This is a genomic window from Ruegeria arenilitoris (assembly GCF_013030985.1).
GTDB classification, from domain to species: domain Bacteria; phylum Pseudomonadota; class Alphaproteobacteria; order Rhodobacterales; family Rhodobacteraceae; genus Ruegeria; species Ruegeria arenilitoris_B.
On the sequence record NZ_WPYP01000002.1, the window covers coordinates 157726 to 172781 of the forward strand.

A 15056-nucleotide genomic window follows, 5' to 3' on the forward strand; every position below is an offset into this window, starting at 1 on the left:
GACCGCAGGTCCGCCGAACCTGGCGGGAGCGTTACCGGACCTTCAAAGTTGCCAAACCGATCATCGCGAGGATCAGCGAGATGATCCAGAACCGGATCACGATGGTCGGCTCAGCCCAACCCTTTTTCTCATAATGGTGGTGGATCGGCGCCATCAGGAACACCCGGCGTCCCGTGCGTTTGAAATACAGGACCTGGATGATCACACTCAGCGCCTCGACCACGAACAGGCCACCGACCACGGCCAGAACCAGCTCGTGCTTGGTCGCTACCGCAATCGCGCCCAGCGCACCGCCCAAAGCCAACGACCCGGTATCGCCCATGAATACGGCTGCTGGTGGGGCGTTGTACCACAAAAAGCCCAACCCACCTCCGAACAAAGCGGCTGTAAAGATCAGGATTTCACCGGTTCCCGGCACGTAATGCACGTCCAGATATTCGGTAAAGTCGACCCGGCCGACCGCGTAGGCAATCACCCCTAGGGTCGTCGCCGCAATCATGGCCGGCATGATCGCCAAACCGTCCAGACCATCGGTCAGGTTCACCGCGTTGGCCGCCCCGACGATGACCACGATCGAGAACGGAATGTAGAACATCCCCAGATTGACCAGCGTATCCTTGAACACCGGCACCGCCAATTGGTACTGCAGTGCTTCGGGATGGTGCAAGGTCGCCCAGAGCGAGGCCAAAACCGCAATTATTACCCCCAGCGCCAGCCGCATTTTGCCCGATACGCCCTTGGTATTCTGTTTCGAAACCTTGGCGTAATCATCCGCAAAACCAATCGCCGCGTAGGCCAATGTCACGAAAAGTACCATCCAGACATAGGGGTTGTCCCAACGCGCCCAGACCAGCGTCGAGGTCACCAGCGCCCCTACGATCAGCAAGCCGCCCATGGTCGGCGTTCCGGCCTTGGAAAAATGCCCCTCAGGGCCATCATCCCGGATCGGCTGCCCCTTGCCCTGTTTGCGACGCAGCACATTGATCAGCGGTTTACCGAAAATAAAGCCAAAGATCAGCGCCGTCAGAAAGGCCCCGCCCGCACGGAATGTGATGTAGCGGAAGAGGTTAAAGAAATCCCCTCCATCCGACAGGGCGGTCAACCAATAGAGCATTACAATACCTTTCCTAGGCGGCGATCATGGGTCAAGCGCGCTCCCTTGCCCCATTTTCCGCAAACCGTCAACAATCTGAGCCAGCGCCATGCTAAGCGAGCCCTTGGCCAGCACCGTATCCCCCGCACGGATCAACTCCGGCAGGCGCTCGGCCATTTCGGCGCTGGTCTCGCTCCACAGCCCGCGTTTTTCCTCGGGCAGCGCTTCATGCAACGCTTTCATCAGCGGCCCGATGCAATGAACCTGATCCACACGCGTCATCGCCGCGACTTCGGCCATTCCGGCGTGCATGGCAATTTCCTGCGCGCCCAACTCTTTCATATCGCCCAGAAACGCGATCCGACGGGCGCCTTGCGACGCGGCCAGCACATCCAGCGCGGCCTCCATCGAGGTTGGGTTGGCATTGTAGCTGTCGTCCAGCAACTCGATTTGCCCGCCCGTCGCCAAAGGCAGCGTTTCCCGCACGCCCCGCCCTTTGACCGGAGACCATTGACCCAGCCCGGCGATGGCCTCATCCAGGTCGACACCCATCTCAACACAAGCCGCCAGTGCACCCAGCGCGTTCATGGCAAAATGCGTCCCTGCCGACTGCACATAATATGTGATGACAGCGTCGCCGACGGTCGCCCCGGCATGAACCGAGTCAGCGCTTTGCGTCACGTCGGTCAGGTTGTAGTCCACAGCCTTGCGACCAAAATCCACGATCCCGGCCCCATGTTCCTGCGCGGTCTGGCGCAGGATGTCGGCGTGATCAATATCGGCATTCACGATAGCCGCGCCGCCGGGTTCAAGCCCTTCGAAGATCGCGGCCTTTTCATGGGCAATGCCTGCAACCGACTCGAAGGCCTCAAGATGCACTGCCGCCACGGTCGTCACCAACGCCACATGAGGGCGGGCCTGCCGCGCCAGCGGAGCAATCTCTCCGGGATGGTTCATACCGATCTCGATCACTGCAAACTCAGTGTCGCGCGGCATCCGTGCCAGTGTCAGCGGCACCCCCCAATGGTTGTTGTAACTGGCCACGCTGGCATGGGTTTTTCCCTGCGTTTCCAGAATGGTGGCCAGCATTTCCTTGGTCGAGGTTTTGCCGACACTACCGGTAACCCCCACGACGCGTGCGCCCGTCCGGGCGCGACCTGCCTGCCCAAGCGCCTCAAGCCCGGCCTGCACGTCATCAACGATCAACAGCGGCGCGTCTTCAGATACGCCTTCGGGGATGCGGGACACCAACGCCGCGCCCGCCCCTTTTTCCAACGCCTGCGCCACAAAATTATGTCCGTCCCGCGCGGCTTTGAGCGCCACAAACAGGTCTCCGGGCTGGAGGGTTCTGGTGTCGATCGACACGCCGTTCACCACCCAATCGTTGGTGGCGCGCCCACCGGTAGCCTCAGCAGCCTCGGCCGCGGTCCAGAGCGTCATGCCACCCTCCCGTCCAGCGCGGCGACGCTGATGCTGGCCTGTTCCACATCGTCGAAGGGCAGAACCTGATCGCCGACGATCTGACCGGTCTCATGACCCTTCCCTGCAATCAACAAGGCATCACCCGGTTGCAAAGCATCGATGCCGCGCAAGATGGCCTCGGCCCGGTCGCCGACTTCTGTGGCCTCCGGCGCGCCCAGTAAAACAGCGGCGCGGATAGAGGCCGGATCTTCGCTGCGCGGATTGTCATCGGTGACAAAGACAACGTCGGCGTTTTCAGTGGCGGCCTGCCCCATCAGCGGGCGCTTGGTGGCGTCGCGGTCCCCGCCCGCGCCAACGATGGCAATCAGACGGCCCATGACATGCGGGCGCATCGCCTTGAGCGCCGTTGCCACAGCATCCGGGGTGTGCGCGTAGTCGACAAAAACCGCAGCACCATTTTCGCGCGTGGCGGCCAATTGCATACGCCCCCGCACGGTTGTCAGATGCGGCAGGGTTTCGAATACGCGCTCGGGCTCTTCACCAGCAGCAATGACCAGACCGCAGGCAAGCAGGATATTCTCGGCCTGAAACCCTCCGATCAGATTCAGACGGCTCTGGAACACCTTGCCTTGCCAGGAAAAACGCAGGTCCTGTCCGGTGGAATCGAAACGCTGGTTCGTCAGGCAAAGATCGGCATCGGCTGATCCGACGGTCAGAACCGACTGCCCGCGCGCCTCAGCAATCTTGCGGACCTCGGCGCCTTTCGGGTCGTTCATATTGACAACCACGGTGCCGTCCTGCGGCAGGACCCGATCGAACAGCCCGGCCTTGGCGGCGAAATAAGCCTCGAACGTTTCGTGATAATCCAGATGATCCTGCGTGAAGTTCGAAAACCCGGCAGCGGCCAGATGCACACCATCTAAACGGCGCTGTTCCAACCCGTGCGAAGATGCCTCCATCGCCGCATGGGTCACGCCATTCTCGGCTGCTTCGGCCAGGCAACGATGCAGGGTAATCGGCTCGGGCGTGGTGTGTGCCAGCGGTGCGGTCCATGCGCCCTCAACACCTGTGGTGCCGAGGTTTACCGCCGCGTGCCCAAGCTCCATCCAGATCTGGCGCACAAAGGTCGAGACCGAGGTTTTGCCGTTGGTTCCGGTTACAGCCACAATCGTCTGCGGTTGAGCGCCAAACCACAGCGCAGCGCATCCCGCCAACGCCTGACGCGGGTCTTCAACCACGATCAATGCCGCGTCTGATGCTGCCAGTTCTTCAGCTGCGATCTCGGCCCCTTCGGCATCGGTCAGAATCGCCGCGGCGCCCATGCGCAGGGCGAACTGGATGAACTCTCCGCCATGAACGCGGGTACCGGGAAGGGCGGCAAACAGGTAGCCATCCTTGACCTCGCGGCTGTCAACGGCCAGCCCGGTAATGTCGGGGTTAGCACCACCCCGAGCAGTCAGGGCCAGTTGGCTGAGTGTTTTCGTCCTTGTGCCCATGACCCACCTTTTGTTGGACAGCCTAATTTGAGGTCAGGGTTATAGCAGCGCGTGCCTCAGGCTCAAGCCGGGGACGCAGGCCCAGCAACGGGGCAATGCGACCGATCAGTTCCGCGGCCACAGGAACCGCCGTCCAGCCCGCCGTGCGGCGCTTTTCGCCATAGGCCACGATGGACGGTTCATCCAGCGTGACAATCAGCACGTATTTGGGATCATAAGCCGGAAAGATCGTCGCAAAGGTCGCGATCACCTTGTCATCGTAGTAGCCGCCGCGCGGCTTTGGCTTGTCCGCGGTGCCGGTCTTGCCAGCCACATCATAACCGGCGACGTCGCCAAAGCTGGCCGTGCCGTCTGTCACCACTTTGCGAAGCATTCTCTGCGCCTGCGTGGCCGCGTTTTCAGACAACACACGCGGACCGTACTGAGGACCGTTCTTGCGCAGGATGGTCGGGCTGACATAGTGCCCGCCATTGGCAATCGCTGCATAGCCAGCGGCAAGGTGCATCGGGCTTGTCGACAGCCCGTGGCCATAAGAAATGGTCACCGTGCTCAGTTCGCCCCATTTCCTGGGTTTGAGCGGTTCACCACCTTTCGCCTCGACAATCTCGAACGGGGTCGGGTCGAACATGCCCAGCGATTTCAAGAAGTTCTGCTGCCGTTTTGCACCGATCTGCAGCGCCAGCCGCCCCGTACCCCGGTTCGAGCTGTGGACGATCACATCCGCCACACTGATCTTGCCGTAGTTCTTGCCGTTAAACTCACCAATCGGGAAACGTCCGATCCGCATCGGGCCGGAGGTGTCGATAATCGTCTCGGAGTTCACCAGCCCCAGCTGCACGGCCTGCGCCGCGGTGAAGATTTTGAAAACCGAGCCCAGCTCATACACGCCCTGCACATAGCGGTTGAACAGCGGGCTATCGGATGGATCAAAGCCCGAGGTAGGCGGACGCGGGCGATCGTTGGGGTCAAAAGACGGCAACGAGGCGGCCGAAACGACCTCACCCGTATGCGCGTTCATCAAGACAGCCGAGGCGCCCTTGGCGTTCATGATCTTCATACCGCCGTACAGCACCTGCTCGACCGCCGCCTGAACGGTCAGGTCCAGCGAGAGTTGCAACGGTTTATTGCCGTTGGCCGGATCACGCAGGTAGTCGTCGAACTGTTTTTCCACTCCCGCAACACCGATCACCTCGGCGGCACTGACACCCTCACGACCAAAGCCGGATCCACCCAAGATATGCGCGGCCAGACGCCCGTTCGGGTACAGTCGCATCTCACGCGGGCCGAACAGGATGCCGGGATCGCCGATATCATGCACCGCCTGTTTCTGTTCGGGCGAGATACGTTTCTTGATCCACAGGAACTTGCGGTTGCCGGTGAAGTCCTTAACCAGCCGCTCTTTGTCCAAATCGGGGAAGATCGCCACCAGTTGATCAGCGGCGGCAACCGGATCAATCATCAGAGGCGGCTGAGCGTAAACGGAATAAGTGTCCAAATTGGTCGCCAGAATGCGCCCTTCACGGTCCACGATATTGGCCCGCTGCATGGCAATCGCGGCACCGGGCGCGCTGGCCAGTGGTTCTTGCGCCTCGGATGTGGCCAACATGCCCATGCGGACGCCAACCACCGAGAAGGCGCAGAAGAAAAACAGGCCCAGAACCAGCAAACGCCCCTCGGCACGGGCGCGGGCGCGGTCTTTCATGTCTTCGTGGCGCTGACGGATGTTCTCGCGCTCAATCGCCTTGGGGTTCTCGCCCCGGGCGCGCGCGTCGAGGACTCGGGCCAGAGGGCGCAGGGGCGTGCGGGTCATGGGATCTGCACCTCGCCCAACGCCTGAATATTCGTGATGGCCTGCAACTCGATCGGATCGACGATGGGCAGATCCGGGTCCTCGGCATATGAAATCTGATCGGCGCGGCCAAATTGCTCGGCCCGCAGCGGCAGCAGGCCCAGACGTTCAAAATTCAGGTCAGCCAGTTCGCGCAGCCGGTCGGGTCGGTTCAGGTAGGCCCATTCCGCATTCAGAACGGCCAGCCGCACCTGCGCCATGCCGATCTCACGCTGAAGTTTCTGCGTTTCCTTCGCCACCTGCTGGGTGCGGTAATTCTCCTGATACGCCCAAAGCGCCAGTCCGAACACGGCCAGAGCGGTCAACACATACAAAACACTCTTCATTTCGCCCTTCCCCCAAGTTGCGGCATTCCGATGGCGCGGGCATCAATTTCCCCCGCCGGGGCATCGGTTCGAATGGCGACGCGCAGCTTGGCCGAGCGCGCGCGCGGGTTTTCCTGCAACTCCTGCTCATCCGGACCCACAGCCTTGCGGGTCTTGAGCGTGAATTGCGGCAGTTCCTGTTCCACCTCGGGCGCATAGCGGTTGGCTCGGCCCGTTTTGCCAGCCCGAGATTGAAAAAACCGTTTGACCATGCGGTCTTCGATGGAATGAAACGTCACAACGGCCAGTTGCCCGCCGGGTTTCAAAGCCCGCTCGGCAGCCATCAAACCCTGAAACAACTCTTCATATTCCGCATTCACTGCAATGCGCAGCCCCTGAAAGCTGCGCGTCGCAGGGTGCGACTGACCCGGTTTGGGGCGCGGCAGGCAGGATTCGATGATCTCGACCAGACGCAAGGTCGTGGTGATCGGTTCCTCCGCCCGCGCTTTGACGATGGCTTTAGCGATCCGGCGGCTGGCACGTTCCTCACCGTAATGGAACAGGATATCCGCCAGTTGCGCTTCGGTCGCCGTGTTCACCAGGTCAGCAGCGCTTTCGCCGTCTTGACTCATCCGCATGTCCAGCGGGCCATCCTTCATGAAGGAAAAGCCACGCTCGGCCTGATCCAGCTGCATCGAAGATACACCGAGGTCCAGCACCACGCCGTCCAGATCCTGCGCGTATTCATCCATGCGCGAGAACACACCGGGCTGCATCACCAGCCGGTCGCCATAATCACTTGCCCAGTCGGCAGCCATATCGAAGGCCAGCGGATCGCGGTCCACGCCGATGACCTTGTCCGCCCCGGCCTCCAGCAACCCGCGCGTATAGCCGCCCGCACCAAACGTGCCATCAAGCCAGACCCCGGACACCGGCGCCACCGCGGCCAGCAAGGGACGCAACAGAACAGGGATATGAGGTTTATCGGAAGGGGTTTCAGCGCCGGCCATGCCGCTACGCGTCCCCGGCGCCGTCTAGGTACACCAGAGGATCAAAGTCCTCGGGCTGTTCGTCCAGCCATTCCTCAGCGGCCGCCAATTCTTCGGATTCGTAGGTTTCAGGCTTCCAGATCTGGAAAGTATCACCAGCGGCAATAAAGAATGCCTCGGCCTCAAGCCCGATCTTCTTGCGCAGCTTGGCAGGCAGCACCAGACGCCCCGTCTCATCCACCGTTGTCGGGAAGGACTGACCATGGAACATGCGTTGCAGCATCTTCCGCTGCATCGAGCCGCGCGGCAACGCATCAATCTTATCGTCGACCTCTTCGATCGCCTGCATGGTATAGCATTCTAGGAACTTGCGGCGGTGGTCGCCATAGACAATCACCAGTTCAGGCGTGTCACCGGGCTGCCAGTTGGGGTCAGAGGCCTCAAGCACACGGCGAAACGAGGCCGGGATTGACACCCTGCCCTTCGTATCCACCTTGTGGTGGCTTTCACCTCTAAACCTGCGCGCCAAGACGATTGTCCCTTTCGCTTGCGCCCCACCTAAATCTCACGTCCCCCCGGATGAAAAACGGCGGGTTGATCTGCTGCCACTGATCAACCCGCCGCATTGACCCGCTGTGCGGGATGTCCAGCTGCGCGCGCCACCTGGGGGGATGTCTGCTCGCCCGCGCGCCGGATCTCTTGAGTGATGAAAGCGAGATGCCTGTATGAAACCTGTTTTTATTGTTTCGGGGTCGTTTGGCGCCCCATGTGCCTCGTCCTCATCGGATGTATTAGGGATGCCATGGGAATTCATGGAAATCAACAGGAAATTTCACTGATTCACAAATGGACTCACAACATATCCAAACTAAAAACAAAAGGAAATCGAGAAAAACACACCACAATCGGATATCACTCAAGATTGAGACACAATATGTAGACGAAACGCCTGAACTCCATTAGGTCCCATGAATTCCCAAAAAAATTTTCATTCACCCAGGAATTTTCGATTTCATGCACCGTTTCCTGCTGAAAACCCCGCGAATCACTCAGGCCGACGTGATTTAAGGCCATAAATCCAAACCACCCCACCCTGCGCCCATGATTTCCCATACACGGGAAATTCCACCAACTGGCCTCATCACCTTTCGGCAATCTCAAAACGCACAAATTTCATCAGAAGGCGCACAAAGGGGAAGCAGCCACACACGCACCGCACCGCGCAACAACATACAAAGGTCGTGAATAAGGTCGCAAAACCCTTACTTTAAAGGCCTTTGGACAATCAGGTACCCAACGCATTGATAACTATGCAATTGCTGCATAGCGGCATTGACGACGCGGGCTATTGTGCAATCGCAGCATTTACCTATTTTCAATCTCAAGCAAACGCCGGGCCACACCGGCAACGACAAGAACTATCGGGATACGCAGATGGCTGCAGCAACACATCAGAGCGCAATCAAGGGCGCACCAGCAACTGTCCTGGCTTCGCTGATCGATGCCGTCAAAACGCGGTTCGTTCGGTATCGCGTCTACAGCCAGACAGTCAACGAACTGTCCGAGCTGTCGAACCGCGAACTGGCCGATCTGGGCCTGCACCGCTCGATGATCCGCCGCCTGGCACAGCAAGCGGCCGAAGAATACACCGCGCACTAAGCGCGCAATGACATAACCGAGATCAGGTCCTTCCTCCTCCCTTTTGGACCTGTATTTCTGCGGCGACATCTCTCCTCCTCCCTGATGTTGCCGCACCTTATACCGGCCCTGAACGCCGGACACTGACACACCGGGTACTCCTCCTCCCTTTCCCGGTGTTGAAAGCGCGCGGCAACGTCTCTCCTCCTCCCTGACGTTGCCGCGTCTTCCTCATACCGGGATCACACCCGGGTTCGGATACATCAGGGCTCTCCTCCTCCCTGCTCTGGTGTTGAAAAGAACGGCGGTTCCCCTCCTCCTCCCTGGGAACCGCCGTTTTTGTTTTTTGGACCTGCAGGTAGAATGGAAGCTCGAACACGTTGTGAGGAGTTCCCAATGGCCGCCTATTTCATCGCGCAGATTTCCATTCACGACCCCGAGGGATATCAAGCGTACCTAGAGGGCTTCATGCCGATCTTTGACCGCCACGGCGGTCGCTTGCTGACAGTTTCATCCAAACCCGTCGACGTGATCGAAGGCACCTGGGCCGAAAACGGAATCGTCCTGATGGAGTTTCCCTCTCTCGAGGCGGCAAAGGCCTGGAAGGACGACCCTGACTACATCAAACTGGCCGAAATCCGGCAACGGACTGCGACGACGAATATGGCTCTGGTCGAAGGGCTTTAGAACGGCACATCGTCCTTGGCCGACAAAAACCGCGAGACCACCTTTTTCGTGCCCGCCTTGTCGAAATCGACCTCGACCTTATCGCCTTCGATCCCAATCACCGCGCCATAGCCGAATTTCTGGTGAAACACGCGCTCGCCCAGCGTGAAACTGGCCAGCGCAGTGGCATCGATCACCGTGTTACGGCTCTCGCGCGGCTGCGACGTACCATATTGCCCCTGCCGCGCCTGCATCCGCTTCCAGCCGGGCGAGTTGTAGACATTCGCCTCGGCCGCGCGGGTCTCGATACCCGCCGCAGGTTGCCCACCGCCATACAGGCCCGGCGGCGTCAGCACCTCCACATGATCCTCGGGCAGTTCGTCGATGAATCGCGACGGCATCGCGTTCTGCCACTGCCCAAACACCCTCCTGTTCGCGGCGAAAGAAATCGTGCAGATCTCTTCCGCGCGGGTGATGCCGACATAGGCTAGCCGCCGCTCTTCCTCGAGCCCCTTGAGCCCCGATTCGTCCATCGACCGTTGCGACGGGAACAGGCCGTCTTCCCACCCCGGCAGGAAGACCGCAGGAAACTCCAGCCCCTTGGCCGCGTGCAGTGTCATGATCGAGACCTTGGCCCCGTCGCCCTCTTGCTCATTATCCATGACCAGGCTGACATGTTCCAAGAAACCCTGAAGGTTCTCAAAGTTGTCCAGTTGATTGACCAGTTCCTTGAGGTTTTCCAACCTCCCCGGAGCCTCGGGGGTTTTTTCGTTCTGCCAGTGGGCGGTATAGCCGGATTCGTCCAGAATGATCTGCGCCAGTTCGATATGCGACACCTCGGGCTCTCCGAACCGCACCGGGGCACCGTCATCAATCACCGAGTCGTCTTCCACCTCGATACGCGGTCCGCGCGTCATCGCATTCCATCGGGCCAGCCCGTCGATCAACTCGCGCAGGGCTTTGCCGCCTTTGCCCTTGATCAACCCATTATCAACCGCAATCCGCGCCCCATCGATCAGTGACACGCCATTCTCTCGTGCCGTCATCTGAATCGTCTGCTGCGCCTTATCGCCCAAACCGCGCTTCGGCGTATTCACGATCCGCTCAAACGCCAGATCGTCGCCCGGGCTGACCACCAGCCGGAAATAGGCCATAGCATCGCGGATCTCCATCCGCTCATAGAACCGCGGACCACCGATCACCTTGTAGGGCAGACCGATGGTCAGGAACCGATCTTCGAACGCGCGCATTTGGTGGGAGGCACGGACCAGTATCGCGATCTCATCCAGTCCGATTGGCCGCACGCCGCGCGTGCCGCCCTGCATCGCGTCGATTTCCTCGCCGATCCAGCGAGCCTCTTCCTCGCCATCCCAATGGCCGATCAGGCGAACCTTTTCGCCGTCTTCCGCGTCGGTCCACAGCTCTTTGCCCAAGCGGCTTTCATTGCCGCGGATGACATTCGACGCGGCGGCCAGAATATGCGGGGTCGAGCGGTAGTTCTGCTCCAGCCGCACCACATACGCGCCGGGAAAGTCCTTTTCAAACCGCAGGATGTTGCCCACTTCGGCCCCACGCCAGCCATAGATCGACTGGTCGTCATCGCCCACACAACAGATGTTCTTATGCGCCCCGGCCAACAGCCGCAGCCACAGGTACTGGGCAACGTTGGTATCCTGATACTCGTCCACCAGAATATAGCGGAACCAGCGTTGGTATTGCTCCAGAACGTCCTGATGGGTCTGGAAAATCGTGACCATGTGCAGCAGCAGGTCACCGAAATCCACCGCGTTCAGTTCGCGCAGGCGGGTCTGGTATTGCGCGTAAAGCTCAATACCCTTGTTGTTATAGGCCCCGGCATCCGCCGCGGGCACCTTGTCGGGCGTCAGCGCCCGGTTTTTCCAATCATCGATGATTCCGGACAGCATCCGCGCGGGCCAGCGTTTGTCGTCGATATTGGCGGCCTGAATCAACTGCTTGAGCAGACGCAGCTGATCGTCCGTATCCAGAATGGTGAAGTTCGATTTCAGATCGACCAATTCCGCGTGGCGGCGCAGCAGCTTGACACAGATCGAGTGGAATGTGCCCAGCCATGGCATCCCCTCGGCCGGTTGGCCGAGCAAGCGACCTACACGCTCTTTCATCTCGCGCGCAGCCTTGTTGGTAAAGGTCACTGACAAAATCTCGTTCGGGCGCGCCCGTCCGGTGCTCAGCAGATGCGCGATACGCGCGGTCAGGGCCTTGGTCTTACCCGTCCCCGCCCCGGCCAGCATCAAGACCGGACCGTCCAGCCGCTCCACCGCGTCGCGTTGGGCCGGGTTCAGTTCGTCCAGATAAGGCGTAGGCCGCGCGGCCATAGCCCGCTGTGACAGCGATGCGCCCTCAAAGGCGTCCATTTCGTCGAAACTGCTCATGCCCCCAAACTACGCCGGATGCGCGCCGAGGGAAAGAGTTTGTTCACCCCTTGTTCGCACAGTTTTTTACTCCATTTCCCGCCAATTCTAACCAATACGCTTGGGTGTGCCGCGCCTGCGTTAACCCACTGTCAAAGCTTGCATCCGATGCTGAGTTCAAAGCTGTGGGAGCGCGGATCATGAAAAACACTGAAGGATCGGGCATGATGTCCCGCCTGAAACTTGCCGGCATCTTTCTGACCATGGGCGGACTGACTGCCCTGTCAGGCTGGGGAATCTACGCGATTCCCGCGCCGGTGGTCGACAGGATGCTCGAATCCGACCTGCGCCACGCCGCAACACAAATGAACCGGCAGGTGGTCTCGCACCTTGAAGACGTTGACGCCACCTTTCGCACCGGCGCGCTGGACGCCCACGATGAAGAGTTTCTGGAATTGCTGCCCGCGACCTCGGATATCTACCGGTTCAAACTCTTTAACGATGCGGGGCGCGTCCTGTGGTCAACCCGCCCATCGGAGGTGGGTACGGTCAACAGCGACGCCTACTTCAGCGACGTGCTGGGCCGGGGCAACATTGTATACAAACACGAAGAAAACCCTCTGACCGAAGTCGACAATTTGGACGGCAATATGCTTGAGGTCAGCGGCCCGCAAACCCGCCATGTGGCCGAGATTTATACCCCTGTCATCCGCGAAGGGCGTTTTATCGGCGCGATCGAGTTTTACTCGGACATCACGCAGGTTCGGAATCTGTTCATCAATCGAGTCCGGTTGTTGCTGACCGTGCTCAGCGGCGTCGCCCTGCTTGCCTTGTCGGTGGTGACGCTGGTCATTTTCCGCGCGAACCGGCGGCAGGTGCGCAGCCTGCGGGGCCGCGCCGCCAAAGAGCGCGAGCTGATGGACGACCAACTGCGCCTTGCGCGCGAGGTCCGCTTGCTGGGCGAGTTGAACGAATGGCTGCAATCCAGCCGGTCATTGGACGAGCTGTTTGATATGGTCTCGCGCTTCATGACGCACATCCTGCCCGAGGCTGAGGGCAGCGTGTATGTCTATTCCAATTCACGCGATGTACTGGATGGCTGCGCCAGCTGGAATGGCGGCACGCACAAGGCGCATATCCACCCGGAAGGGTGCTGGGGTCTGCGCCGGGGGCGCACTTATGAATACGGTGCATCCGAGATCGACTTTGTCTGTGAACATGCCGAGCCGCATGACGGGCGGCCCTATTTCTGCTTTCCTATTCTGGCGCACGGGGAAACGGTTGGTCTTTTGCATCTGCGGGCGCATGAGGGTTGTGATGAGGTGTTTCATTCCAGCAAGAAGCTGGCCCAGCTTTGCGCCGAACAGATCAGCATGGCGATTGCGAATGTCCGGATGCGTGATCAACTGCATGACCAGTCGGTGCGCGACCCGCTGACAGGACTTTTCAACCGTCGCCACATGACGGAAATGCTGCGCAAATCCATCAGCCGCAGCCAACAGACCGGTGCATCTCTGAGCTTGATTGCCGTGGATGTCGACCATTTCAAGAAGTTCAACGACACCCATGGGCATGACGCCGGAGACATGGTGCTGCGCGCGGTCGGATCGGCTCTGGAACAGGGCTGTGACCGGGATGAGGTTGCCTGCCGCATCGGAGGTGAGGAGTTCATGCTGATCCTGCCGGACAACACGCCCGACGATGCCATGACACGGGCCGAGCAATTACGGCAGGCGGTCGAGGCTGTCTCGGTCCGGTATGGTGAGAAATCCCTGCCGCGCATCACGATCTCTGTGGGCGTCGCCCACTACCCGGCACATGGCACAATGCCTCAAGACCTGATGCGCGCGGCGGATGACGCCCTGTACATGGCCAAAGACAAGGGCCGCAATCAGGTGCAGGTCGCCAACGGTGCAAAATCGGCCACCTCAACGGTGGCAAAAGCACAGCGCAAACGTCCGCGCAAACCCGAGCCTCCGGCTTCAGCCGCCTGAAAACCTTGCAGAATCGCCCGGCAGGTTGGATCAATCCATATGGACCTGCACAGCTCATTCCCCGGCATTGCCGACCTGAAGCGCCGCGCAAAGCGCAGGATTCCGTTTTTCGTCTGGGAGTTTCTGGCAAGCGGCACTGGCACCGAGACCACGCTGCACCGAAACCGAACCGCGCTGGATCAGGTGCAGTTTCTGCCCTCGATCCTGCATGGCCCGATTGAATGCGATACCGGCACGCGTTTTCTGGGACAGGATTTTCCCTTGCCCTTTGGTATTGCGCCTATCGGGATGGCCGGCTTGGTCTGGCCGGACGCAGAAAGGCTGCTGGCACATGCTGCGGCCAAGGCGGGCCTGCCCTATACGCTCTCAACGGTCGCCAGCCAAAGCCCCGAGGATCTGGCCCCCCATCTGGGGCAGAACGCCTGGTTTCAGCTGTACCCACCGAAAGACCCGGACATTCGCACCGACATGCTGAATCGTGCCAGATCGGCGGGATTCTCGACCCTCGTGCTGACCGTTGACGTTCCGGTCGCCTCACGCCGTGAACGGCAAACACGATCCGGCTTGACCAATCCTCCGCGACTAACCCCGCGCCTGCTGGCCCAGATTGCCCTGCGTCCGGCCTGGGCTTTGGGCATGGCCCAAAACGGGATGCCCAGGATGCGGACGCTGGACAAGTATATTGACGGGGACAGCGCTCTGCCACCGACCGCCCATGTGGGTTACCTGCTGCGTACCTCGCCCGACATGGAGTATGTCAAATGGCTGCGTGACGCTTGGGAGGGGCCATTTATCGTAAAAGGCGTGATGCGGGCCGAGGACGCCGAGCGGCTGCAACAGGCCGGCGTTGATGCCATTTGGGTCTCGAATCACGGTGGACGCCAGTTTGACGGAGCCCCTGCAAGTATCAATGTGCTACCACTGATCCGAGAGGCGACAAGTATGCCGCTGATCTTCGACGGCGGCATAGAAGGCGGTCTGGACATCCTGCGCGCACTGGCACTGGGCGCGGATTTTGTCATGCTCGGGCGCGGATTCCTGTATGGTCTCAGCGCCTTGGGCGCAAAAGGCCCCGCGCATGTCATCGACATCCTGCGACAGGACATGATCGCCAATATGGGCCAAATGGGCCTTTCAAACCTGCGGGAAATTCGTTCGGTGATCACAAATATTGATGCTGCAGCGCAGCGTGTGTAAGACAATCACGCCAAAAG

The 15056-nt window shown here is 60.0% G+C and carries 12 protein-coding genes; 4 read left to right on the forward strand and 8 right to left on the reverse strand.

Going from position 1 to position 15056, the window contains the following annotated elements; all coding sequences use genetic code 11:
* Positions 1-31 precede the first annotated feature (31 nt).
* The 7 genes from mraY to mraZ are packed head-to-tail and all read right to left on the reverse strand — an operon-like array spanning position 32 to position 7683.
* A complete protein-coding gene (gene mraY / locus GOX88_RS06590) occupies positions 32-1114 on the reverse strand; it encodes a phospho-N-acetylmuramoyl-pentapeptide-transferase (protein ID WP_170325746.1) in 1083 nt (360 codons plus the stop codon).
* 24 nt (positions 1115-1138) lie between these two features.
* Complete coding sequence (locus GOX88_RS06595) at positions 1139-2533, reverse strand: UDP-N-acetylmuramoyl-tripeptide--D-alanyl-D-alanine ligase (RefSeq protein ID WP_170400401.1); 1395 nt, start codon at positions 2531-2533, stop codon at positions 1139-1141.
* Positions 2530-4011 (reverse strand): UDP-N-acetylmuramoyl-L-alanyl-D-glutamate--2,6-diaminopimelate ligase, encoded by a 1482-nt coding sequence (locus tag GOX88_RS06600; protein ID WP_170400402.1) that lies wholly within the window; start codon positions 4009-4011, stop codon positions 2530-2532. Before GOX88_RS06600 ends, GOX88_RS06595 begins: the two co-directional genes overlap by 4 nt.
* A 22-nt stretch (positions 4012-4033) precedes the next feature.
* Complete coding sequence (locus tag GOX88_RS06605; protein WP_170400403.1) at positions 4034-5821, reverse strand: peptidoglycan D,D-transpeptidase FtsI family protein; 1788 nt, start codon at positions 5819-5821, stop codon at positions 4034-4036.
* Complete coding sequence (gene ftsL / locus GOX88_RS06610) at positions 5818-6186, reverse strand: cell division protein FtsL (protein ID WP_170400404.1); 369 nt, start codon at positions 6184-6186, stop codon at positions 5818-5820. Before ftsL ends, GOX88_RS06605 begins: the two co-directional genes overlap by 4 nt.
* A complete protein-coding gene (gene rsmH / locus GOX88_RS06615) occupies positions 6183-7175 on the reverse strand; it encodes a 16S rRNA (cytosine(1402)-N(4))-methyltransferase RsmH (protein ID WP_170400405.1) in 993 nt (330 codons plus the stop codon). The genes ftsL and rsmH overlap by 4 nt, the downstream gene beginning before the upstream one ends.
* A gap of 4 nt (positions 7176-7179) precedes the next feature.
* Entirely contained in the window at positions 7180-7683 is a 504-nt protein-coding gene (gene mraZ, locus GOX88_RS06620; protein WP_170400406.1) for a division/cell wall cluster transcriptional repressor MraZ, read from the reverse strand.
* Positions 7684-8588: 905 nt separating this feature from the next.
* Between mraZ and GOX88_RS06625 the strand changes: the two genes are divergently transcribed.
* On the forward strand, positions 8589-8813 hold the full coding sequence (locus GOX88_RS06625; protein WP_170400407.1) for a DUF1127 domain-containing protein: 225 nt from the start codon (positions 8589-8591) through the stop codon (positions 8811-8813).
* A gap of 375 nt (positions 8814-9188) precedes the next feature.
* Positions 9189-9479 carry a DUF1330 domain-containing protein gene (locus tag GOX88_RS06630; RefSeq protein ID WP_170400408.1) on the forward strand — a complete coding sequence of 97 codons (291 nt, stop codon included), beginning with the start codon at positions 9189-9191 and terminating at the stop codon, positions 9477-9479.
* Here GOX88_RS06630 and GOX88_RS06635 read toward each other — a convergent pair.
* Positions 9476-11869, reverse strand: coding sequence for an ATP-dependent helicase (locus GOX88_RS06635; protein ID WP_170400409.1), 2394 nt, complete (start codon positions 11867-11869; stop codon positions 9476-9478). The two genes, GOX88_RS06630 and GOX88_RS06635, sit on opposite strands and share 4 nt — an antisense overlap.
* 179 nt (positions 11870-12048) lie before the next feature.
* On the opposite strand from GOX88_RS06635, the gene GOX88_RS06640 reads away from it, so the two are divergent.
* The gene (locus GOX88_RS06640) at positions 12049-13842 is read left to right on the forward strand and encodes a diguanylate cyclase (RefSeq protein WP_170400410.1); all 1794 of its coding nucleotides are present in this window, start codon (positions 12049-12051) and stop codon (positions 13840-13842) included.
* Positions 13843-13881: 39 nt separating this feature from the next.
* Positions 13882-15039, forward strand: coding sequence for an alpha-hydroxy acid oxidase (locus tag GOX88_RS06645; protein ID WP_170400411.1), 1158 nt, complete (start codon positions 13882-13884; stop codon positions 15037-15039).
* Positions 15040-15056 lie beyond the last annotated feature (17 nt).

Excerpts from the sequence above, each read along its gene's own strand:
- GOX88_RS06600 (WP_170400402.1), bottom strand. The coding sequence starts at position 4,011 with ATGGGCACAAGGACGAAAACACTCAGCCAACTGGCCCTGACTGCTCGG.
- GOX88_RS06605 (WP_170400403.1), bottom strand. The coding sequence starts at position 5,821 with ATGACCCGCACGCCCCTGCGCCCTCTGGCCCGAGTCCTCGACGCGCGC.
- GOX88_RS06630 (WP_170400408.1), top strand. The coding sequence starts at position 9,189 with ATGGCCGCCTATTTCATCGCGCAGATTTCCATTCACGACCCCGAGGGA.
- rsmH (WP_170400405.1), bottom strand. The coding sequence starts at position 7,175 with ATGGCCGGCGCTGAAACCCCTTCCGATAAACCTCATATCCCTGTTCTG.
- GOX88_RS06640 (WP_170400410.1), top strand. The coding sequence starts at position 12,049 with ATGAAAAACACTGAAGGATCGGGCATGATGTCCCGCCTGAAACTTGCC.
- GOX88_RS06625 (WP_170400407.1), top strand. The coding sequence starts at position 8,589 with ATGGCTGCAGCAACACATCAGAGCGCAATCAAGGGCGCACCAGCAACT.
- GOX88_RS06595 (WP_170400401.1), bottom strand. The coding sequence starts at position 2,533 with ATGACGCTCTGGACCGCGGCCGAGGCTGCTGAGGCTACCGGTGGGCGC.
- GOX88_RS06645 (WP_170400411.1), top strand. The coding sequence starts at position 13,882 with ATGGACCTGCACAGCTCATTCCCCGGCATTGCCGACCTGAAGCGCCGC.
- GOX88_RS06635 (WP_170400409.1), bottom strand. The coding sequence starts at position 11,869 with ATGAGCAGTTTCGACGAAATGGACGCCTTTGAGGGCGCATCGCTGTCA.
- mraY (WP_170325746.1), bottom strand. The coding sequence starts at position 1,114 with ATGCTCTATTGGTTGACCGCCCTGTCGGATGGAGGGGATTTCTTTAAC.
- ftsL (WP_170400404.1), bottom strand. The coding sequence starts at position 6,186 with ATGAAGAGTGTTTTGTATGTGTTGACCGCTCTGGCCGTGTTCGGACTG.